Genomic DNA, 22,418 nt, shown 5'->3' on the forward strand with positions numbered 1-22,418 from the left:
CACTACCGACATGGCGCACCAGGGAAGAACAAAGGCAACAGTGGCGAAATTCACCAAACCGAAGGGGAGCGTGGGTAATGGTATTCGGGGCTCCACCCAAAGGACCAGCCCGTAGCGCAAACGCTGGAAGAGGATGCGCCCGGACGGTAGTCGCCCAAGACTCAGGCAAAGGGGATTATTGCTTTACATAGGTAGCTGTCCAGCCGCCTTCTGCGACGCTCGTGATGGTATTACCCGACCTTGTAAACTCAACAATCTCGGATTTTCCGGGTACGGTAACCTTGATCCTGTCATTACCTTCCACTTCGTATTGGGCGGATGAGGTGTAGGTATATGAATGGAAGACAACGTCCGTTGCCGGACTGCCAACATCGGTTACATAGAAGTTCGCTTCCGTTGTAAACATCCCGTCAGCGGACAAAATGGTTCGCTGGTAGTATCCTTTGGCATTTGGAAAATCATAGGTGGTCGATCCTACCTCCAATTTAGTGAGCTCCCATGTGCCGACCAAATCGGAGTTATCCCCTCCTCCTCCACCGCCATCATCGTCGCCACCGCAACCGGACATTAAGAAAACACTGCACACCATTGCAACGCCCATTGCCAATACGGAGCGACGCGCACCCCACATGTTCATTTCGCTCATCTTCATCCTGCTTCCCTTTCATTTGTTTTTCCACACATGAGGAATTGAGCCCCCGCCCCGCCCCTCGACCAAGTTCACCGCCCATACCGACGTACTGGTGCGGCCCGCATCTGCGCATTGATGTTCATTAACGGATGGAACCCGACTTGGATCAATGGAGCTTAAACGACCTTAATATACCCTATACTGGTTCATCTGGTAGTTCCGCATCCGGCGGTTGTTCGATTCAATGGCCCGCTGCATTGCTTCCTGGTCGTAGGAATCGGCCTGGTTGCCGTAGTAGCCCCCGCTGTTGTACTGCTGGCTTTGCAGTTGCCTTTGCTGGTGCGCCCGGCGGGCGGATTCCTGCCGTCGAAGCAGCGCAATTTCATCGAGGGCGGCCTGGCAGCCCTGGTTGGCCGAGGCCTGCAAGTATTGCATGGCCTGCTGCTCTGTGATCCCGCTGCCCCCTTGCTTGAAAACAAAATAGAGCGTACAGAGCGCATCGCCATGCTCTAAAGCAGCCGCCTGCTGCACCAACTCCAAGGCACGCAGCTTATTTTGCACCACCCCGTCAGCCCCCTCCGCCAACAAGAGGCCGAGGTTGAACATTGAATCGGCATGACCGAGTGCCACGCCCTTTTCCCACCATTCCGCTGCGGCGGCATGGTCAGCCGGCATACCTGCACCGTTGAAAAGGAAACAGCCGAGTCCAAAACAGGATGCGGCGCTGCCGGCGTCCGCTGCAACCTTGTGCAACTCCAGGGAGAGCGACTGGTTGTTATAGCAGTTGTCCGACTCATAATAGCCGGCCAGGTTGTGCAGCCCATCCGGATTGCCCAGGTCAGCAGCGCGGCGGTAGCAATGAAACGCCCTTCCGGCATCGGTATCGAAGCCCTGCCCATTGAGGTGGAGGATGGCAAGCTGGTTCCACGCTGCGGACGATCCCCCCTCTGCCGCCAGCTCCAGACAACGGATGGCTTCCTTATGGTCGTTGTCCGGCAGCATGCCATAGAGGTGCATCACACCCACCGCCATCATGGCATCGGCATTGCCAAGCCCGTAGGCCTCCAGCATCAGGTGTTTCTTTTTCTCCATATCGCCTGTAACCGCAGCAGCTTTCTCGTGCAGAGCAACCGCTTTTTCGTTGCTCGCCCACGGCACGTCCGGCACCTGGACGCGCAGATCCACCCTATCCAAAGGCAACTCGGCGTGGACGGCAAGCGCCGCCCGGTCGTGGATGCTGCTGCGGGGCGCGGTTTTATTCAGCAGTGCCAGCAACCGATCCCCACCGTTGGCAGAGGAACCGGCCGCGTTTGCATAGTCCCACCAATAGCCGGACGCCACCATCAAACCGTGGGATTCCGCCGCCGAGCCTGCCGTTTCAACATATTCATCGAGTTTGTCGAAGCCGTTGTCGACAACCTTGCCGGACTCAACCCCGTCGAACTCCCAAATGCACATCCACACCATCAGGGAAGAAGAAAAACACCCCCGACGGGCATAGCACTCCGCCACGTCAACAAAACCCTTGCGCCATTCCTTCCACACCCCGGAATCTCTCGCGGCAACCGCACCGACCACCTCGAACCATACCCCGGGCAGGAAAAAGTGCTTGTACGATTCGCGTTCTTCGACCAGCTCCTCGCCCCACCGCTCCATCGCCAGATCCTGCATGTAGGAGGGCGAATGGATCTTTGCCATCAGAGTTGCCATGCCGGGCTCGGGTTTCGGTTTGAGCGGGGAATCCAAAAGCACCGCACCGTCAAGCTCCGAAATGCCCTCAAGGATGCCGTTGGCTATATAGCGCTTATCCGGCGAAAAAAAGGCCCCTGCAGGAAACGGAGTCAGGCTTTCCCCCTCGGCCGCCAAGGCTCGCAACTTCCGGACCATGCGCCCGAACGCCAAGTCCGGCCAAAGTGTTTTCCACTTGCGATCACTTGCCGCCGCAGCCTCGAAATCGGACACAGGGTCAACCACTCCCACCTGCTGCCGCATGATCCCGACCTGCTGTTTGAGCATATTGAAATGAGGCATGCCCCGCATCTCTTCCAGCGTCTTGGAAAATTCGGCAGCCGACGGATTGAACTTGTAGCAGCAGTCGCGGGACAGGTCGGCACAGGCCCGGAGCACCAGCGCCTCGTCCGGATCGCTATGCTCCAATCCACGAAGCGCATCATCGATCGCATCCAACCGCCCCTCGTCAATCAATGCCAGCACCTTGCGACCATCCGCCGACAGCGCCTTCAACGCCGTCTTTTCCACCTTCGGCATCTTGACCTCCGGAGAAGAGCCCTCGTCCTTCCTGCCACACGACACCATGGAAATAATGCACAACAGCGCAATCGCAGCTCTCCATTTAATCCAAGTCAACATAACTCCCAATCCTTTCGTTTCATAAACCGCATGGTTTTGATTCCACCCATTACAACGCGACAGGGATGGCATGATTACAAAAAATCATTCGAGCTGGATAAGCAAAGATCCCGGCAACCTGTGATACGCCCCTTCTCAACAATTCCCCCAGACCAACCTTATCCCCACATAGCAACACGACATACTTACTGTCAATGCAAACGAGATTAGAAAAGTGTTACAAACATTTATGTCATACGGCCAACGTATTTGTCATGGTCGGGTTAACTGAAACCAGCGAGAGGAGTCGAAAAAAGAAATTCCGTCTCCGGCACGTGATCTTCCATTGGAAACCTGTATGATGGGACGATCAAGCAGGAGAAACCCGATCAGCAAACCCTCGACCAGATTAAGCCAGTATCTCATTCCTCACCGGAAGGAAATCGTTGCGACGTTTGTTTGCGCGATGGTTACGGTGGGGGCGAACCTGGCGATGCCGGTGGTGATCCGCTGGGTGATCGACGGGTTGATTGAGGGAACGCTGACGCGGGAACTGCTGTGGCAGTATCTAGGCGCCTTCCTGCTGATCGGCGTAGTGTCGCTGGCGTTTTCGCGATGGCTGCGGCAGATCCCGCAAAAGATGTCGCACAAGATTGAATATGAGCTGCGCCGGGATGTGTTCGCCCACCTGACGACGCTGGATCAGGAATACTACCGCTCGGAACGCACGGGCGATCTGATGACGCGGATGTCGTCGGACATCAATATTATCCGCGACTCGATCGGCCAGGGCTTCCTCCAGGGCACGCGGACGATTACGGTAATTGTTTTTGCATCGATCGTCATGGGCATTGCCGACGCGCAGTTGGCGGGCATCGTGATTGCGCTGTTCACGCCGATGGTGCTGATCTTTTTCCTGATCCTGCGGGTGATGCGCCGCCATCAGCAGGCGCTGCAGGAGCATGTTTCGGAGGTTTCGAACTATTCGCAGGAAAGCTTTTCCGGCATTCGCTGCCTGAAGGGCTTTGCACTGGAGCGGCGGCGCAACGCCGCATTTGCGGATCTCAACTCCGGCCTGATCAACAAGACGATGCGGATGCAGGGCACGCGCCAGAGCCTCTTCCCGTTCATGGCGTTCTGGTTCAACCTCGGCACCATCCTGATCTTCATCGTGGGCGGGAAAAAAATCATGCAGGGCGAACTGACGGTGGGCACCCTGACGCAGTTCATCCAGTATCTGCTCTATATGCAGTGGCCGTTGCTGGCGCTCAGCTGGGTGCTGAGCCTGACGCAGCGCGGCAAGGTCAGCTGGATTCGGGTTCGCGAGATTCTCGAACGGGAATCGTCGCTTGAACATCGAACCTCGAACGTTGAACTTCGACCTTCGAACGGGGATATTCGTTTCGAAGGCGTCGAGCTGGAAATCGAAGACCGAACCTTCCTAAGCGGGATCAACCTGGACATTGCCGAGGGGACAACGCTGGGCATTACGGGCCCGACCGGCAGCGGCAAGACGTTGCTGGTTTCGCTGGTGGCCCGCCTGATGGACCCGACCCAGGGAGCGGTGAAGATCGGCGGATCGGATATCCGGGATATTTCCCTGAACGCGCTGCGTGGCGTGATTGGTTTTGCCGCCCAGGAGCCGGTGCTGTTTTCCCGTACCCTGGAGCACAACATTGGCTTCGGTGTGGTGGATGCCGACATGGAGACGATCGGCTGGGCGGCGGACATCGCCCACCTGCACCACGATGTACTGGATTTCCCCGACCAATACCAGACCATGCTCGGCGAGCGCGGCGTCACCCTCTCCGGCGGGCAGCGGCAGCGCACCTCAATCAGCCGCGCCATTGCGCGCCGCCCCAGGATCCTCGTGCTCGACGACGTCCTTTCGGCGGTCGACACGCAGACCGAGGCGGCGATCATGGAAAAGCTCCAGCCGGTGATGGCGGAGCGCACGACGCTCTTCGTGAGCCACCGCGTTTCAACCCTGCGCTATGCCGACGAGGTCATCGTGATCGAGGATGGCCGGATCACCCAGCGCGGCACGCACGAGGAGTTGATTCGGCAACCGGGCTACTATTCCGAGCTCAACACCATGCAGCAGCTGGAAGAACGACTGGAGGGGGATTCATGAAAATGGCCCGACGCCTCCTCTCTTATTCGGCGCCGTATTGGCGGTGGCTTGCGCTGGCCTTTGCGCTGATCATGTTCACCTCGCTGGTCGTGAACTTCCTTCCGGTGCTGCTTCAACGGATTACCGACCTATGCCTGCTCGACTCCGGCTCCCCGCCCGGGGAGCGCATGGAATTGCTGCTACGACTCGGCGTCCTCTACATTTCGATGGCGGCGGCCGGCCATTTGGTTCGCTATGCGCAGGCGATGCTCACGGCCTGGATTGGGCAAAAGATCATCTACGACCTGCGGCTGGAAGTGTTCCGCAAGGTGCTCCGCATGCACCAGGCCTATTTCGACAACACCGCCATCGGCACGCTGATGACGCGCGTCACCTCCGACATCGAGCGGCTGCAGCATTTTGTTACGGAGGGCGTCGTGGGGTCGATCGCCGACCTGTTCATGATTTTCGGCATCATGGGCTACATGATCTGGTTCAGCCCGGCCCTCTCGCTTTCGATCTTCGCAACAATGCCGCTCCTGTTTGCGTTGATGTATTTCATCAACACCCGCCTACGCAACGCGAACCGCGATATCCGAGACCGGCAATCGAAGCTCAACGCGCTCATGCAGGAAGACCTCACCGGAATGACCACCATCCAGCTCTTCAACCGCGAGGCCAGCGCGTTGCAGGATTTCGACACCCGCAATACGAAGCTCCGCACCGCCTACTTCGACGAAGTCCGCTGGTTCAGCCTCTACTTCCCCTCCATCGAAGGCGGGCAGGTTATCGCCATCCTGATCACGCTTGCCGTAGGTGGCTTTGCCATCATGAAGGGTTCGGACATGGTCACGATCGGCAAACTGATCGCCTTCCTCGCCTACGTGCGCAACTTTTTCCACCCGCTCGGTTCGCTCTCCGACAAGGCGGGGTCGTTCCAGATTGCCATGGCCTCGGTCGAGCGGGTTTTCGGCCTGCTTGACAAGGAGGAACTGATCAACGATCCCGCAGTACCGGAATCGCCGGAGCGCATTGCCGGCACCATCGCGTTCAACAACGTCTGGTTTGCCTACAATGAAAACAACTGGGTCATCAAGGACCTTTCGTTCGAAGTGGAACCGGGCCAGGTGCTCGCCGTGGTCGGCGCAACGGGGGCGGGCAAGAGCACGATCATCAACCTGATCGGCCGGTTCTACGATGTGCAGCGCGGTTCGGTTACGATCGATGGCATCGACGTGCGCAACTTCGGCAAGCACGACCTGCGCGGACGGCTGGGCTATGTCTTCCAGGATCCGTTCATCTTCACCGGCACCGTGGCCGACAACATCGGGCTGGGCACCCCGGGCATTGGACGCGAGGATATGGTCCGTGCCGCCAAGACCGTCAATGCCCATGGTTTTATCGAGGCCATGCCGAAGGGCTACGACACCGAACTGAACGAGCGCGGCGAAGGGTTGTCGCTCGGCCAGAAGCAATTGCTGGTGATGGCACGCGCACTGGCGCAGGATCCGGAGTTGCTGTTCGTGCTCGACGAAGCCACCGCCAGCGTGGACACCGCCACTGAAATGCTCATCCAGGATGCGCTGGCCAAACTGATGGCCAACCGCACCAGCATCGTGATTGCCCACCGCCTTTCAACCATCCGCCATGCCGACCGTATTCTGGTGATGCGCCATGGTGAGCTGGTTGACCAGGGAACGCACGATGAGCTCATGGCGCACGATGGCTACTACCGCCAGCTCTACGAATTGCTCATGCACTCGCCCGACCAGCCCTCAAATTTCCAAATTTGAGAATCCCGGCGACGGCAAAATGGCTACTTATTAAGAAAAACAATCATGGCATCCAACATGCTTGAGTACCGGCAGGATGGGATTTCGAACAAACAGCCGTGGATTCACCTTGATGGAGATCATGATCAGCACATCGATCATCGGTCTATTGGCCAGTCTTGCCCTGCCCTCCTTGAATGAAGCGGGCAAGCGGGCCCGGAGCAAACGCTTTTCCCACGAAATCCGGACGGTTGCCCACGCTTTCATGAACTATTCCATCGAAGAAGGGGGTTACCCGCCCGACTCAACGCCAGGGATTATGCCCAAGGGCATGTCGAGTTATCTGGAATCCTTCGGATGGAATGAGAAAACGGTGATCGGAGGCCAATGGGACTGGGATCACCGTGTATTCGGCATAAGAGCCGCCATTTCGGTCTACGGCCCCGACTGGAACGAAGACCTGATGGAAAAGATTGATAAGACGCTTGATGACGGCAACCTGGCCTCCGGCGATTTTCGTAAACGCTCCGGCGGCTACATGTATATTATCGAGCATTAGCCCCGGAGCAATCAACTCTTGAAAATTCATTGAATTCTCCTATATTGGTTTCAAAACCTACGGAGGATGCCATGAAGAATGCAATGTTGTGTCTGGTTATCGCAACGGTTGGCTTGGCCTATGCCGACGAATCCACCGAACAGCTCCGCCAGGAGTTCGAAGCCCGCATCGCGGCCCTGGAAACCCAATCCGCGGCGGATTCTTCCGCCCCCGGTCGGGAAACACTCGACTTTGAGTTCCACGGCTATTTCCGGGCCGGCCTTGGCGCCAACGGGAACGGCGATGCCATGGAATCCTTCAAGGCACCGAACGCCGGCGCCAAATACCGGCTGGGCAACGAGGCCGAAACCTACATCGAAGCCTCCTTCCAGCAAAACTTCCGGACGCAGGCCTTGATCGATAACAACGTAGACTTCTACACCAAGCTGACATTTGCCTACGTTACGCCAACCACCGACAACAATGCGTTCGACACCACCACCTCCCTGCGCGAGGCCTATGCCGGCGCCCGCGGGGTCTGGGATGCAAAGAAGGAGGCCATGTTCTGGGCAGGCAACCGCTTCTACGAACACCTCGACATCCACATCAACGACTTTTTCTTCCGCGACATGGCCGGCTTCGGCGGCGGGATTGAGGATGTGGAGCTGGGCGACGAAATGAAATGGGCCTTCGCCTGGCTTGGGGGATCGATCGATGAACTGGATTCGGACGGAACCACCTACCAGAACAACTACCACTTCAACAAAAACACATTCGATTTCAGGCTGTACGACATACCGGTGGGCATTGGCACCCTGGCCCTCTCCCTGGATCTCGCCGACTTTGCCGGCGACCAGCTCGACGACGGGGCGGGCAACACCATCACCATCGAAGATAGTCTGGGCTGGGCGGCGGGCGCCATCCTCAAATCCGATTTGACCGATGAAATGGCGAACCGCTTCACCATCCAGTATGGCGCCGGGGCCGCGGACAACTTCCGGGCCGTCATCACCGCCCCCCAAGGTGTGGCCATCGACACCAACATCAACCGCATCGCCACCGACGATACCATGCGCCTGAGAATCACCGACGACATCGTGATCGACAATGGATCGCCGCTATCGCTGCAGGCCGCAGCCATCTACGAACGCTACGACAACGGCTTCGACACCATGAACACCATCGATTGGGTTTCCATTGGTGCGCGTCCGGTCTATCACTTCAACGACTTTTTCTCGCTGGCCTTCGAGGCCGGCGCCGACTACACCAACCAAAAGGGCGGCCCCGAGGGCGTGGTGGGAAAGTTCACGCTGGCCCCCCAGATCCAACCGGCGGCAAAACATTTTTCCCGCCCGTCCATACGCGCATTCCTCACCTATGCCACGTGGTCGGATGGCTTCGAAGGCATGGTCGCCCCCGTCGGCTATGGCAACGAAACGCAGGGCATCTCGGCCGGCGTCCAGATGGAGGCGTGGTGGTAATGGGGAGGCTGAAGCCTGCCCCTACTCCCCGATAATCTTCACCAGCGCGCGCTTTTTGCGCAGACCGTCGAGTTCGTAGTAGAAGATCGATTCCCACGGGCCGAAGTCGAGCTGGCCGTTGGTTACGGCCACCACCACCTCGCGCCCCATGATGGTGCGCTTGAGATGGGCATCGGCATTGTCCTCGTAGCCATTGTGGGCATACTGGTCGTACGGCTTCTCGGGTGCGAGCTTTTCGAGCCATCGCTCGTAGTCGGAATGCAGGCCGCCCTCGTTGTCGTTGATGAATACCGCCGCCGTGATGTGCATGGCGTTCACCAGGCATAGCCCTTCCTGGATGCCCGACTCGCGCAGGCATTCCTCGATCTGGGGTGTGATGTGGATGATCTGCCGGCGCTGGGATGCCTCGAACCAGAGTTCTTTTCGATAGGACTTCATTTTTTCAATTCCTCCAAAGGTACGAGCACTTGATTCAGATAAAGTTGCCGAACCAACTCGCAGTCCAGGCGGTGGCCGGCTTTATAGGACGTGATCTTTCCGATGAACAAGCCGTTGTTGATGAGCGCAATCGCCGCCAGCAGATCCAACACCGCCCGGTGCCATGCCGCCTCCAGCGCCTTGCCTTCGTGGATCAGGCGCGGTTCGTTCATGTAGCGCCGCTTGCCGGCGATGGACACGTTTTTGGTGTTGTAGCCCAGATGCCGAACATCCGCAAAGATGCGGCCGATCGTTGCGCAGTAGACCACCTTCGCCAGCGAGGTGTTGGTGCGGGCAATCGATGCCATCCGCGTGAGCTCCTCGCAAACCGGGAATTTGATGCGCTGCTGGCCAATGGCCGTCTTGAAATTGATGGCGCAATCGACGGTGAGTTGTGGATTGTCCAAATCGTCGGGCGGTGCCAGCGTCACGAAATCGCCATAGGTTCCGCCAACGGTCACGGGCTCCTTCACCGTCACATACGGAACCGGCTTGTCCGTGGTCACCTTCCCGCATTGATCGAGCGCTTCGACCAAGTCGAGGCTCCCCTGCTCGAACAGCGGCGGATCGCCCGAATCGATCTTGATCATCATGTTGTCGATGCCCATGCCCATGCGCAGGGAGACGATATGCTCCACCATGCGCACATAGTTGTGCGGATTCCCGCTTCGCAAAACAATGTTGCTCACGATCTGCCCGGTTGTCCAAACGTTGGCAATACCCACCCGGATCGGCAGGGTATGCGGCAGGTCGGTGCGGTCGAGCCACCACCCCTCCTGCTTGGTCGGTTCGAAGCTGATGGTGCGCATCGCCTTGCCCATGAAGGTACCGGGGCCGGAAATCGTGGCCGACTCCTTCAGGGTGGTCTGGTATTTGCGCACCGGCTCGACCTGCTTGTCGCTCAAGTCCCAATCAACCGGGAGCCGGTCCATTTCGTTGCAGGACGCCTTGATGGCATCGCCATCGCCCATCAGAATGGTGCCTGGATTTGTCATAAATTGAATCCGTTCTGTTTTGATCTGCCCTTTTGAATGACCTACATTTAGTTTTTTCGTTCACCTAACGCAATCAAAACCAAGGGGGCTCTGCTTGAAGGACGCGAAGGTTATCCGCTCCGCCGGCGTGGTCGGCAGCTTTACGCTGCTCAGCCGCGGCCTTGGCATGTTGCGCGACATCATCATCGCCTACCACTTCGGCACCTCGCTGATGGCGTCCGCGTTTTTCGTGGCCTTCACCATTCCGAACCTGTTCCGCCGGTTGTTTGGCGAAGGGGCCCTCTCGGCCGCCTTCATCCCCGTGTTCATCGAAACGCGCACCAAGCAGGGCGACAAGGCGGCGTGGGACATGGCCGCCAAGGTGGTCACCATGACCGCCGCCTTTCTCACCACCATCGCCATTGTCGGAGTCCTGCTGTTTTCGGTAGGAATCAAACTCCCCTGCTGCTCCGAAAAATGGATCACGACCTTCGAGTTGGCGCGCATCATGTTCCCCTATGTGTTGTTGATCTGCACGGCGGCCCTCTCCATGGCCGTGCTCAATTCGTTCAAGCATTTTGCCACCTCGGCCTTTGCGCCCTGCCTGCTCAACCTGATCCTGATCGTGGTCATGCTGGTGGTCTTCCCGATTGTGGGCCAGAGCCCCTCCAACCGCGCCTTGGCGCTGGCCTGGGGGGTCTTGCTGGCCGGCGCGGCACAGGTGCTCATCCAACTCCCGGCGCTCAAGCGCTTTGGATGCCCCTTCAAGTTCTCCAGCCGCTGGAACGATCCCCGCGTCCGCCAAATGTTGTTGCTGATGGGGCCTGCCGCACTCGGCATGGCCGTCACCCAGTTCAACGTACTCATCGACCGCCTTCTGGCCATGTGGATCGGGCCCTGGGCGCCGGCGGCCCTCTTCTATAGCGAACGGATGATCTATTTCCCGCTGGGCATCATTGCCACGGCCATGGGAACCGTGCTGCTGCCCACCTTCTCAACCCATGCGGCCCATGGCGACCACTCCACCATGAGCCGAACCATTGGCGATGCCCTGCGCCACCTTGCGTTCATCATGACGCCCGCCGCCCTGGGCCTGCTGGTTCTTGCGCCCAACATTCTTTCCGCCATTTTCGAGTGGAATGGCAGCTTCGATGCCCAGTCCACCCTGCTCAGTGCGCGGGCGCTGGTGTTCTATGCCCCCGGCCTCATCGTCTTCAGTGCGGCCAAGGTTTTTGTTCCGGCCTTCTACGCCCTGCAGGACACCAAAACCCCGGTGCGCATCGGCGTCTACATCGTCCTGCTCAACCTGGTGCTGAACATTGTCCTGATCCTCACCCTGCCCGAATACTGGAAACATGCCGGCATGGCCTTTTCCACCGTGGTGGCCGAATTGTTCGGCATGGCCGTGCTCGGCATGCTGCTGGCGCGCAAGGTGGGCAACATCCCATGGCGCTCCATATCCCGCAGCTTTATGCGATACCTCGCCAGCGCCTTCGTCATGGCCGCCGCCGCCTGGCTGACCGCCCGCCACTCGCAACCCGTGCTGGCCAACCTGCTCCCGCCCAAGTTTGCGCAGCTGGCGGCTGTGGCACTCGCCGTGGGGGTCGGCGGCGGCACCTACTTCATCCTCGCCCTCGGCCTCAAGGCCCCGGAACTGCGTGAGATTAAAGCCGCCTTGCGGAAGTAGTCCGACACGATGAACTGTAACCAAACCGGGAGCATGCGATGAAACATTGCCTAGTGGCATTGGCACTATTGGGGCTTTGCGCACGCCAGGCGGAAACCAGCGAATCCACCGCATGGAAAGCCGCCGCAACTAAACGCGGGCTGGACGAACAGGCCATGGCGCAACTGGAAAAGGATCGTATCCTGGTCGTCGACGAAGCCTTCAAGCAGGTCTTCTCGGTCTATCTCGGTGGCGGCTCCGTTTTCATCACCTCCGATTCGCTGCTCAACGCCTACCACCTGCTCTACGAAGAGACCATCTTCCGCCTTGAAAACACCAATGCGCAGCACTTGCCGCAATTCCTCCGGACCATCATGGAAAAGCTCGACGAAGCGGGAACGGAAATCGAGGGCGATCCCAAACTGCTTGAAGCCGCGCGCAAGCGCGCCCGGTTGGTCTGCGGCATTGCCCTGCGGCTGGCTGATGAGTCGTTCCAAACCGGCAACAAGCAACTCGACGCGATCCTGGCAGACGAGTGCGCGCGGATCGAAAAGGGCAACGGGCAACGCATGCCGAAATGGCTCGGCACGCCCTCCCCCTCCTTCATGGGCATCGACTACAACCGCTACAAGCCGCGCGGCTTCTATACCCGAACCGAAAAGCTATCCCGCTATTTCCGCGCCTTCTCCTGGCTCCAATCCATCCCGTTCCGCATCAGCCAAGATGAAGAGCTGCTTGCCATGCTGCTGCTGAGCGAGGCCGCTCCCGCAAGATATGAAACCGACTTGATCGACTACAGCCTACTCCTGGGCCGCCTCGACAATCTCGACGTTTTCTCCATCAATGAATACCGGCTTCGCGTCAACCTCGACAGCGGGGAGCTGGACAAGATGCGGATGGAATATGCCGACCAAGCGCAAGAGCAACAGACGGGGAAAATCAACGACACGGAACCCGCTTTCCGGATTCTTTCCGCCTACCAAACCCCGAGCGCCATGTTGTTCGAGCAAACAACCAGCAAGGTGGAGAACCGCGCCCTCCCGACAGGCCTGGAAGTGGCGGCAGCCCTCGGATCGGCGCATGCAAGGAAACTGCTGGCCGATTCCAATCACAACCTCACGTTGGAAACGATCGACGCCAATGCCGACCTTTTTCAAGAACATGTTTTCACTCCCCGCCGACGCCCACGCGGCTACAACCTCTACGGCAACTACCTGCATGTCCTGCGCGCCCTGACCGCCCCCGCCGAACCCGCCGCGCCGGTATTTATAAACGGCGACGCATGGCAAACCAAAAGCATCAACACCCTCCTCGGGAGCTGGGTGCAAATGCGCCACACCTGGGCGCTCCAGGCCAAGCAATCCATGTCCTGGATGTGCGGCTCAGGAGAGCCCGCTGGCTTTGTCGAGCCGAACCCCGAATTCTTCGCGCGCATGGCGAACCTGGCCTATGGAACCAAGTCCACCATCGAGCGGTGCGGGGCGCTTGAAGCCGATTATTCCCTCGCCGCCGAAAACCTGCGGATCTTCGAGAAAAAGTGCGGTGCCTTCCAGACCGAAGACGAGTTCCTCGACTTCTTCCACGACCAGTCCAACGACGACCAGTCCGTGCTCCTTACCGCCTATGCCTTGATGCATGTCACCCCATCGGAAGCCAAATATGGTTCAGCCCAGCTCTACCGGGAAAACGTGGCGTGGCTGAAAATCATCGAGCACGCCATCGAAACCGGCGACATCGGTGCGCACCCCGAAGCCTTGGCGATGCTCGAAAGCATCAACGGCAACCTTCCGAAAAAGTGGGACGATCTCGAGCGCATGAGCCGGCAACTGGAAGCCATTGCCCACAAGCAGCTGCGCAACCTGACCTTCAACGGGCGGGAAGAGCAGTATATCCGCAACTATGGCCATGCTCTCGCCAATCTGATGTTCCATGAAGGAAACTCGTATGTAAACCCCCGCGATGACGCCCCGAAAATCGTGGACGTCTACTCCAACATCAACACCGGACAACACCTGCACGTCGGCATTGCCCGCCCGCGCAAATTGCATGTGCTCTACCCATGGCAAGGCAAAACCATCCTGTGCACCGGCGCGTTGCTGCCCTACTACGAATTCGCACACCCCACGCGCCTCAACGACGCGGAATGGAAAACCATGCTCGGCTCCACAAAATGGCAGCCCAAGCGTTCTCTAGTACAAGGTTTCCTGGATGCCTTCAAACCGAAGGAACCAGCACCGCCGAGCACGCGTCCCGCCGTCCCCGAATGGATCAAGCCGATCCTCCAAGGCGACGGCCTCGCGGCGCCGGAATTCCGGGATTGATAAAACGCAACGACAGGTATTATGCTTGCGAAACAAAGCGAGGACACACCATGACCGCACTGGCTGAAAAAATCTACAACGAAGCGCTGGACTTGCCAACCGATGAACGGTTGGCACTGGTCGATCGGCTATTGCATATTAAGACCGTCCCCACCGAAACCGAAATCGAAAGTGCGTGGATCGAGGAATCGCATAGACGATTGAACAACATCAGGGAAGGCAAGGAAAAAACCATCCCTGGCGATGCTGTATTCGAGGAAGTGCAAGAGAGATTCAGGAAATGAACCTGTACCGCAAACCCGGTTATTGTCGGAAATAAAATCCATGGGAGGAGACACCTATGCCGAACTCTGCCGCCTCGCGGGCAAGGCCGTTGTTGATTATGAAATGATCCAAAACGGTGACCTTTTGCTGGTGGGCATTAGCGGCGGGGTGGACTCGATGATGCTGATGCATGTGCTCGACCGCCTGCAAAAGCGGGCTCCGGTCACGTTCGACCTCTTTGCGGTCACCATCGACGAAGGCTTCGAGGGCATCGACCATTCCCCGCTCGCCGCCTATGCCGAGGAGCAGGGATGGAACCTCAGGATTATCGGAACCCCCATTGCCCAACTCATTATCGAGAAGCAAACCCAAGGCAAGCCCTGTGGCCTTTGCTCCCGCCTTCGGCGCGGCTTCATCCATGGCTATGCCGACGAAATCGGAGCGAACAAACTGGTGCTCGGCCAACACCGCGACGACCTATGCGTCAGCCTGCTGATGGGCCTCTTCCGCGGAACCGGCCTGAAAACCATGGGGCCGAACGTCCCAGCCGACGGCGGAACCAAGCGCATCATCCGCCCGCTCTGCTATGCCCCGAAGGATTTGATCGAAACCTGCGCCACGGCCTACGACTTCCCCGACACCGGAAAATGCGACTATTCCGACCAGCTCGACCAAACCGGTGACCGCGCCCGGATCGAGCGCCTACTGAAAGAGCTGGAAACGGACTTCCCCCACGTCGGGAAAAGCATGCTCCACTCCATGAAGGACGTCCGAACGGATTACTTGCTGGATTCCCGGTATTGGTAGCCAACGCCGTGCACCGTGACAATGGTGGTTGGCGACGAGGGATCGGCCTCCACCTTTTTCCTTAGCTGGGAAATATGCTGGTCAAGTGTGCGGGTGGTGCCGAAATAATCGACGCCCCAGACCATGTCGAGCAACTGGTTCCGGCTGAGCACCTCGCCGGCGCGACCATGGAAACAGCGTAGCAGCTCCATCTCGCGGGAGGTGAGCGGATGGACTTGTCCCCCCACCTCCGCCGTGTATTGCTTGGCATTGATCCGGGCATCGCCAAACAAGAATTCGGCGGGCAGATCGTTGCGATCATCCACCGGCCGCATGGTGCGCCGCAGGACGGCTTCGGTGCGGGCAATCAATTCATGCACACCGAAGGGCTTGGTCACATAGTCGTCGGCACCGAGCTGCAGCCCCACCACCTTGTCGATCTCCTCGCCCTTGGCCGTCAGCATGATGATCGGCGTGGCCGCATCGGTTTTGCGGATTTCGCGGCAGACGTCGTAGCCGCTTTTCCCGGGCATCATGACATCGAGTAAAACGAGATCGAACGTTCCGGCGGCATGGCAATCGAGAGCGGCGTTCCCGTCGGGAGCGGCCTGCACCCGATAGCCCTCGCTTTCGAATAGGTCCACGAGTCCGGTGCGGATGTTTTCGTCGTCTTCGGCAATCAGAATGGATTTCATGCGGCATCCCCTTTCAACGGTAGTTTGAGCACGAAGCACGCGCCGCCGCCTTCGGCGGGTTCGTATTCCAGCCCGCCACCGAGATCAACCAGCAGGCGGTGGGCAATCGCCAGGCCAAGCCCGCAGCCCTGGTGGTTGGCGGTGATGGAGCTATCGATGCGGTAGAACCGCTCGAAGATGCGGCGGCGATGGGGTTCGCCGATCCCCCCGCCGGCATCGGCGATGGCAATGCGATGGCACCCGGTGCCCGATGACAGCCGGACCGACAGCCTCTTCCCCGAAGCCGCATACTTGATGGCGTTATCGACCACGTTGAGAACCACTTGCTGGATGGCGTCCCGGTCGGTCTCGACCATCACGGCTTCGCCGGGATGCCCCAGCTCAAGATCCATTCCGGCTTCGGTCAACCGGATGCGCTGGGACTGGAGCGTCTCTTCCAGCAGCTCGCACAAATCGAACGCGCTGATTTGATATTTCTTGCGGTGCTGCTCCAACCGGCTGAAATCGAGCACGTTGTTGACCAGGCGCGTGAGCCGCTCGCTTTCGCCAACGATGGTGGAAAGGTAGCGTCGCTTCTTAACGGGGTCGGACACCCGGCCTTCGGCGAGCAGGTCGGCATACATGCGGATGGTCGTGAGCGGTGTCTTGAGTTCGTGCGAGACATTGGAGACAAACGAGGTCTTTTGCTCGGCATCGATCCGGTTGCGGTGCGCCTCGCGCAACAGCAGGCCGCCCGACGCAAAGAGCACGACAAACAGGATGGAAACCAGAACCGCGGTCAACACCGCAAACCCGGTTCCGGCTCTGCGGAATGTTCCGTCCGGCGTATATAGAACCAGTTCCCAGTGCGGCAGCATTTCCCCGATGGGTATGCGCAGGGCGGATTCGAATCCGCCTTTTCCGATATCGCCCGTGCGGTACATCTCGCGCCCGCCGCCATCGACGAGCGTCAGGATTTGACCGTCGGGCATTTCCTTCGGCAAGCCAGACAGCAGATCGGCAAGCAGCGCCGCCATTTCCAGTTCCGCGCCGAAGCGCCCATCATCGCCCATCTCAACCCAACCAAGCATATAGAGGCGGTCTTCCCAAAACCATGGAATCCAGCCGCTCTTCCAAGCGGGTGACGGCGGGCTTGCGCGCCGATAGCTTCTCTTGAGCGACGACGGCTCCGCAGCGTCGTCATCCCCGCTGCCAGGCCACTGACGCATGCCCTCGAACAACGTACCATAACGCGTCGCAAATCCCTTCTGCTCCCGCGTCATCGGCAGGGCGGGATCGGGCAGAACCAATCCATCCCCCGGCTCCCAGACAAATGCGTTGCGAACCAGTGGATGGCGCTCCTCCAGCGCGGACAGGCCGGCGGGATAGTCCGCGTTCCGCAAGGCGATCAACAACCCCGCAACCTGGTCGCAAGCGGAACGAACGGAATAGTCCACCGAATCCCGGATGGCTTGCAGCGTTCCGCGCGCCGCTTCCTCGTGGGCGCGGGCGAGCCGTTCCTGCTCGTGCGAAAGCAGGCGCGCCGCCACCCCCGCAATGAGGATGGCGGGCAATAGCAGCAACACGCCATAGAATATGACCGGGGGTTTCCTAATCCTTCTTCTCCTTTTGCGGAAGCGATGACTGCTGCTGGTTCTGGATTTCATAGTTGCGGGTTTTCATTTCCTTACGCTGCGTCGGAGACAAAACCTTCTTCAGTTTAATTTCTTCGGCCTGCCGCTGGTAGGTCTCCGCCTCTTCCTTGAGTTCAGGTACGTTGTAGCGATCGGCATAATCCATCAGGACAGCCGAGTTCCGGCCCATGGTTTCGGCAGCCTGGTCGTAGTCGCGGTTGTCGGCCTGAATGATGGCCTGGGCCTGCAGCTCGACGGCCCGGTTGAGCATCACCTCCTTGCCCACGGCAATATTGACGCTCTGCTCGACCTCCTCCGGTTTCTTGCTGAACCGAACCATCGCCTGGCCGGATGTGGTGTTGGAACGGTTGGCGAGCATATCCTGGTAGGTGCAGCGGGCATCGGCCACCTTGCGCACCTCGCCCTCGGCGCTTTCCGGCAGCTCCACCTCGATCAGCGCATACTTTTCCTGACCGCCATAGAGCTGGTTCAACGAAACCTGCACGGTGTTCGCCCCAACCCGCCCATCGCGGCCAATGATCCGGATCGGCCGGATGCCTGCGGGAAACTCCACCTCAATGACGACCCGGCTGGCCACCACGCTAAGGACATCGCCCAGCTCCTTGCTGAAGATATGTGGCAGATCGGCGCTCGATTCAACAAAGTAGGTGTTGCCATCGCTGTTCTGCGCCATGAGCGTCATGAGGTCTTCGTTGTAGTCGGTGCCAACCCCGATGGTCGAGACCGAGATGCCCTCCTTGCGCAGGGCCGTGCCCAACCGTCCGAGTTCCTCCGGCGAGGAGGGACCGGAATTGGCTTTGCCGTCCGACAACAGCAGCAAGCGGTGGACGGAATCGCGGGAGAGGTTTTTCCGAACTTCGGAAGCGCCCTGCCCCACCCCGGCGAACAGCGCGGTATTGCCGCCGGTGGTGATGGCCCGGATCTTTTGCTCGATCCACGCGGTGTTCGACGCGCTCTGCGCCGGAACAACGGTCTCGATCCGGTCGCTATAGGTCACCAGCGAAAACGTATCCTGCGCCCCAAGCCGCCGCAGGGCGGCAATCGCCGCATCCCGCGCCTTTTCAATCTTATCCCCCGCCATCGAGCCCGACCGATCCAGCACAATGCCCAGATTCACCGGCGGACGCTCTTCCCGGCGCGGCACCACCGGTGCGTCGAGTGTCACCTTCACCACCGCCGTCTGCCTTTGCCCGGCAAAGACCACATCCCGATCCATTTCCACCCGGCACACCACTTCGGGCAACGCCTGCGCCGCCCCCGCCACCAACATTCCTGCCACTGCCAACTGTTTGCCCAATGCATTCATCATTCTGTCTCCATGCTAGTAGGTTCCTTCTCCTCTGTCACGGTCGCCCGTCAACGATTTACGAAAGAAGGTTAGCCCGTTTCCGGAACCAGTGGTCATGAGGGGGTAAAAGGATTGTAAAAGAAATGTCATGGAATCCTCCGGCAGACCACCATTATCACACCTCACAAGGTGTGATAATGGTCGCCCCCCAAGGCCGGGGCCGGACGCATTGCCGTGGTGCAACCGGATTCCTTGCAATTAGTTCTTCAAATCCGGAATGGGGAAATTATACTCCAGACCATGAAATGTGTTCTGGCATTGGATCAAGGCACCACCAGTTCGCGGTCAATCCTGTTCGATCAATCGGGCACGGTGCGTGCGGTGGCGCAGCGCGAATTCAAACAGCACTTCCCCCAGTCGGGCCGGGTGGAACACGATCCCAACGACATTTGGGAAACACAGCAGTTCACGGCGCGAAAAGCAATGCACCACGCCGGGGTCCATTGCGAGGATATCGTTGCCATCGGCATCGCCAACCAGCGCGAAACGACGGTGGTCTGGAACCGAAAGACGGGACAGCCGATCCACAACGCCATCGTATGGCAGGACCGACGCACCGCCGGCATCTGCGCCCAACTCAAGGCCGACGGCGCCGAACCGCTGTTCCGGCAAAAGACGGGGCTGATGCTCGATCCCTACTTTTCCGGCACCAAGATCAAATGGTTGCTCGACAACGTTGAGGGCGCCCGCAAACAGGCCGAGCGCGGCGAGCTGGCCTTCGGCACCATCGACTCATGGCTGGTCTGGAATCTGACCAACGACCGGCATCGGCACATCACCGATGTTTCCAATGCCTCCCGCACCTTGCTCTTCAACATCCACACCCTGGAATGGGACGACGAACTGCTTGGCCTGCTCGGCATTCCGAGAAGCATGATGCCCGAGGTTCGCGCATCGAGCGAGGTCTACGGCTCGGTCGATAAATTCCAGTGCGAATGCGGGTGCCCCATTTCGGGCATCGCCGGCGACCAGCAGGCGGCCCTGTTCGGCCAGGCCTGCTTCGAAGCCGGCTCGTCCAAGAATACCTACGGCACCGGCTGCTTCCTGCTGATGAATTCCGGCGAAAAACCGGTGGTTTCGGAAAACCAATTGCTGACGACCGTGGCATGGCAGCGCGGCAATGAAGTGAACTATGCCTTGGAAGGCAGCGTGTTTATCGGTGGCGCCGTCGTCCAATGGCTGCGCGATGGGCTGGGCATCATTGAATCCTCGTCCGATATCCAGAAGCTCGCCGCCCAGGTTCCCGATACCGGAGGCGTCTATTTGGTTCCCGCCTTTGCCGGGCTGGGTGCGCCGCATTGGGATCCGCATGCGCGCGGCATCCTCATTGGCCTGACGCGGGGAACGGGCAAAGCGCACATCGCCCGGGCGGCGCAGGAGGCCATCTGCTTCCAATCGCTGGAAGTCCTGCGCGCCATGGAAAAGGATACGGGCCAGCCGATGCCCTCGCTCCAGGTCGATGGCGGAGCCTGCGCCGACAACCTGCTGATGCAGCTCCAGGCCGACCTGCTTCAGGTTCCGGTCGAACGCCCCAAGCTGGTTGAAACCACCGCCTTCGGCGCCGCGGCGCTGGCCGGCCTGGCCGTCGGCTTTTGGAAAGACGCGGCCGATATTTCCGCGATCCGGCAGGTCGACCGGACGTTCGAACCGCAGATCGGCAAAGACGAAGCCGAGAGCCGGTTCGCGAAATGGAAAAAAGCCGTCGAACGTTGCAAAGACTGGGAAACGTAAGCCAGGGCTACAGTTTCGCCACCTGCAAAAGCCCCGAATCCAAATCCAGCACCGCGCAGGTGTTCGGCGCACCTCTTCCGGCCGTTCCCGGATTGATGCAACGCGTCCGCCCTTCGGTGTAATCGTGGACTTCGTGGGAATGGCCCGTGAACGCAAAATCGTATTCGCCCGAAGAAACCGCCTGGTTGAACGCCCTCGAATCATCGCTGTGCAGCAGGGCAATGCGATACCCGCCCACTTCGATGTCACCAAACCGGCCATGGAGATGAATGCCGACGTCGGAGGGAAAAAACTTCCAATCGTTGGAATAGGCATCCACGTTTCCGAGCACGGCATGCACCGGGACGAGTAGAAAGGCGAGCTCGCTGAGCACATCGTATGACCCGATGTCCCCGCAATGGAACGCGGCGGAAACCCCGGACTGGCGAAACACCTCCACGGCTTTGCGGGTGGCTTCCAAATTCCCATGGGTGTCGGATAATAGGCCGAATTTCATGGAAACAGAGTCGCATAGATGAAGTTTTGTGTCGATTCGCTTAGGACGGTGGTTTAGGTTTTCCCCTCATTTTTTGATGAGGAGTTGATTCATGATAAAGGCAAAAGTTGTTGGCGCGGGGGGATATGGCGGAGTCGGGATTACCGAGCTGTTGCTGAAGCACCCGGAAGTGGAAATCGGCTGTCTGGTGAGCCTGTCGGACACCGGACGGAAAATGAGCGATGTTTTCCCGCATCTGCGCGGGTTTTGCGATGACGTTATCGTTTCGCCCGACGATCCCAAAACGAAGGAACACTACGACGTGGTTTTCTATTCCACGCCCGACGGCGTTGGAATGCAGTCGGCCGAAGAAGAGATTGCGCGCGGCGCAAAGGTGATCGACTATAGCGGCGACTTCCGTTTCGGAACCGTTGAGCGCTACGCGGAGTATGCCAACTTCATCGGGCTGGATCCCGTCCACAAATCCCCGGCCCTGCTGACCGAAACGGTCTATGGACTTCCGGAGCTGCACGATGTTACCGATTCCCAGACCATCGTTGGAAATCCCGGTTGCTTTGCGGTCAGCTGCATACTGGGTCTGGCGCCGGCGGTCGAGGCCGGAATCATCGACACCAAGAGCATTATCTGCGACTGCAAAACGGGGGTTTCGGGCGCGGGCAAGAAGCCGAATGCAGCGTTCCACTACCCGAACCGCTACGACAACATGAATGCCTACAAGCTCGCCGGCCACCAGCACGTGGTCGAGATCGAGCAGGAGTTGGGCTTGCTGGGCGAGGACGACGTGCAGATTACCTTCACGGCCCAGGTGGTTCCGGTTTGCCGCGGCATCATGTCGTGCCTGTATGCTTCGCTTGAAGGCCAAACCGGCGAACAGCTGCTCGAAGTCTACAAGGAATTCAACAAAAACAATCCTTTCGTGCGGGTTCAGGATGCCCGGACCCCCGCCAGCATCGCCGACGTCCGGGGCACCAACTATTGCAACCTGACGGTGGATGTGGACGAACGGAACAACCGTTTGCGGGTGATTTCGCACATCGACAACCTGATGAAGGGCCAAGCGGGCAACGCCCTGCAGAACATGAACCTGATGTTCGGCTTCGATTCTGGCATAGGTCTTGCATCTGCTGGACAGTATCCCTAAA

The 22,418-nt window shown here is 59.0% G+C and carries 18 protein-coding genes; 10 read left to right on the plus strand and 8 right to left on the minus strand.

Going from position 1 to position 22,418, the window contains the following annotated elements; translation table 11 throughout:
* Nucleotides 1–175: 175 nt before the first annotated feature.
* Together E9954_RS14085 and E9954_RS14090 are read right to left on the minus strand one after the other, a co-directional pair.
* A complete protein-coding gene (locus E9954_RS14085; protein ID WP_136079788.1) occupies nucleotides 176–652 on the minus strand; it encodes a hypothetical protein in 477 nt (158 codons plus the stop codon).
* A gap of 165 nt (nucleotides 653–817) precedes the next feature.
* Entirely contained in the window at nucleotides 818–3,001 is a 2,184-nt protein-coding gene (locus tag E9954_RS14090; protein ID WP_168442258.1) for a tetratricopeptide repeat protein, read from the minus strand.
* 337 nt (nucleotides 3,002–3,338) lie between these two features.
* Between E9954_RS14090 and E9954_RS14095 the strand changes: the two genes are divergently transcribed.
* From E9954_RS14095 to E9954_RS14110, 4 genes are all read left to right on the plus strand, one after another.
* Complete coding sequence (locus E9954_RS14095; protein ID WP_136079790.1) at nucleotides 3,339–5,114, plus strand: ABC transporter ATP-binding protein; 1,776 nt, start codon at nucleotides 3,339–3,341, stop codon at nucleotides 5,112–5,114.
* Nucleotides 5,111–6,886 (plus strand): ABC transporter ATP-binding protein, encoded by a 1,776-nt coding sequence (locus E9954_RS14100; protein WP_136079791.1) that lies wholly within the window; start codon nucleotides 5,111–5,113, stop codon nucleotides 6,884–6,886. The genes E9954_RS14095 and E9954_RS14100 overlap by 4 nt, the downstream gene beginning before the upstream one ends.
* Nucleotides 6,887–6,962: 76 nt before the next feature.
* Nucleotides 6,963–7,424, plus strand: coding sequence for a type II secretion system protein (locus E9954_RS14105; protein ID WP_136079792.1), 462 nt, complete (start codon nucleotides 6,963–6,965; stop codon nucleotides 7,422–7,424).
* A 71-nt stretch (nucleotides 7,425–7,495) separates the two neighbouring features.
* Nucleotides 7,496–8,884, plus strand: coding sequence for a maltoporin (locus tag E9954_RS14110; protein WP_136079793.1), 1,389 nt, complete (start codon nucleotides 7,496–7,498; stop codon nucleotides 8,882–8,884).
* A gap of 21 nt (nucleotides 8,885–8,905) precedes the next feature.
* On the opposite strand, the gene E9954_RS14115 is transcribed toward E9954_RS14110, so the two are convergent.
* Entirely contained in the window at nucleotides 8,906–9,322 is a 417-nt protein-coding gene (locus E9954_RS14115; protein ID WP_136079794.1) for a secondary thiamine-phosphate synthase enzyme YjbQ, read from the minus strand.
* Complete coding sequence (locus E9954_RS14120) at nucleotides 9,319–10,356, minus strand: UDP-3-O-acyl-N-acetylglucosamine deacetylase (RefSeq protein ID WP_136079795.1); 1,038 nt, start codon at nucleotides 10,354–10,356, stop codon at nucleotides 9,319–9,321. Before E9954_RS14120 ends, E9954_RS14115 begins: the two co-directional genes overlap by 4 nt.
* 94 nt (nucleotides 10,357–10,450) lie before the next feature.
* On the opposite strand from E9954_RS14120, the gene murJ reads away from it, so the two are divergent.
* From murJ to E9954_RS14140, 4 genes are read left to right on the plus strand one after another with little or no spacing between them, the layout of a single operon-like run.
* On the plus strand, nucleotides 10,451–12,022 hold the full coding sequence (murJ, locus tag E9954_RS14125; RefSeq protein WP_136079796.1) for a murein biosynthesis integral membrane protein MurJ: 1,572 nt from the start codon (nucleotides 10,451–10,453) through the stop codon (nucleotides 12,020–12,022).
* A 38-nt stretch (nucleotides 12,023–12,060) separates the two neighbouring features.
* Nucleotides 12,061–14,322 (plus strand): DUF3160 domain-containing protein, encoded by a 2,262-nt coding sequence (locus E9954_RS14130; protein WP_136079797.1) that lies wholly within the window; start codon nucleotides 12,061–12,063, stop codon nucleotides 14,320–14,322.
* 50 nt (nucleotides 14,323–14,372) lie between these two features.
* Complete coding sequence (locus tag E9954_RS32505) at nucleotides 14,373–14,606, plus strand: addiction module protein (RefSeq protein WP_168442260.1); 234 nt, start codon at nucleotides 14,373–14,375, stop codon at nucleotides 14,604–14,606.
* Nucleotides 14,607–14,646: 40 nt separating this feature from the next.
* The gene (locus tag E9954_RS14140; RefSeq protein ID WP_168442261.1) at nucleotides 14,647–15,393 is read left to right on the plus strand and encodes an ATP-binding protein; all 747 of its coding nucleotides are present in this window, start codon (nucleotides 14,647–14,649) and stop codon (nucleotides 15,391–15,393) included.
* Here the strand turns inward: E9954_RS14140 and E9954_RS14145 are convergent.
* From E9954_RS14145 to E9954_RS14155, 3 genes are read right to left on the minus strand one after another with little or no spacing between them, the layout of a single operon-like run.
* A complete protein-coding gene (locus E9954_RS14145) occupies nucleotides 15,366–16,067 on the minus strand; it encodes a response regulator transcription factor (protein WP_136079800.1) in 702 nt (233 codons plus the stop codon). The genes E9954_RS14140 and E9954_RS14145 overlap by 28 nt on opposite strands.
* A complete protein-coding gene (locus E9954_RS14150) occupies nucleotides 16,064–17,713 on the minus strand; it encodes a sensor histidine kinase (RefSeq protein ID WP_136079801.1) in 1,650 nt (549 codons plus the stop codon). The genes E9954_RS14145 and E9954_RS14150 overlap by 4 nt, the downstream gene beginning before the upstream one ends.
* Nucleotides 17,658–19,010 carry a vWA domain-containing protein gene (locus E9954_RS14155; RefSeq protein ID WP_136079802.1) on the minus strand — a complete coding sequence of 451 codons (1,353 nt, stop codon included), beginning with the start codon at nucleotides 19,008–19,010 and terminating at the stop codon, nucleotides 17,658–17,660. Before E9954_RS14155 ends, E9954_RS14150 begins: the two co-directional genes overlap by 56 nt.
* 279 nt (nucleotides 19,011–19,289) lie before the next feature.
* Between E9954_RS14155 and glpK the strand changes: the two genes are divergently transcribed.
* Nucleotides 19,290–20,780, plus strand: coding sequence for a glycerol kinase GlpK (gene glpK, locus E9954_RS14160; RefSeq protein ID WP_136079803.1), 1,491 nt, complete (start codon nucleotides 19,290–19,292; stop codon nucleotides 20,778–20,780).
* Nucleotides 20,781–20,787: 7 nt separating this feature from the next.
* On the opposite strand, the gene E9954_RS14165 is transcribed toward glpK, so the two are convergent.
* Nucleotides 20,788–21,276 carry a metallophosphoesterase family protein gene (locus E9954_RS14165; RefSeq protein ID WP_136079804.1) on the minus strand — a complete coding sequence of 163 codons (489 nt, stop codon included), beginning with the start codon at nucleotides 21,274–21,276 and terminating at the stop codon, nucleotides 20,788–20,790.
* A gap of 91 nt (nucleotides 21,277–21,367) precedes the next feature.
* Here E9954_RS14165 and argC point away from each other — a divergent pair, with 91 nt between their 5' ends.
* Nucleotides 21,368–22,417 (plus strand): N-acetyl-gamma-glutamyl-phosphate reductase, encoded by a 1,050-nt coding sequence (gene argC, locus E9954_RS14170; protein ID WP_136079805.1) that lies wholly within the window; start codon nucleotides 21,368–21,370, stop codon nucleotides 22,415–22,417.
* Nucleotide 22,418 lies beyond the last annotated feature (1 nt).

The sequence above is a fragment of the Pontiella desulfatans genome (assembly GCF_900890425.1).
In the GTDB taxonomy this organism is placed as follows: domain Bacteria; phylum Verrucomicrobiota; class Kiritimatiellia; order Kiritimatiellales; family Pontiellaceae; genus Pontiella; species Pontiella desulfatans.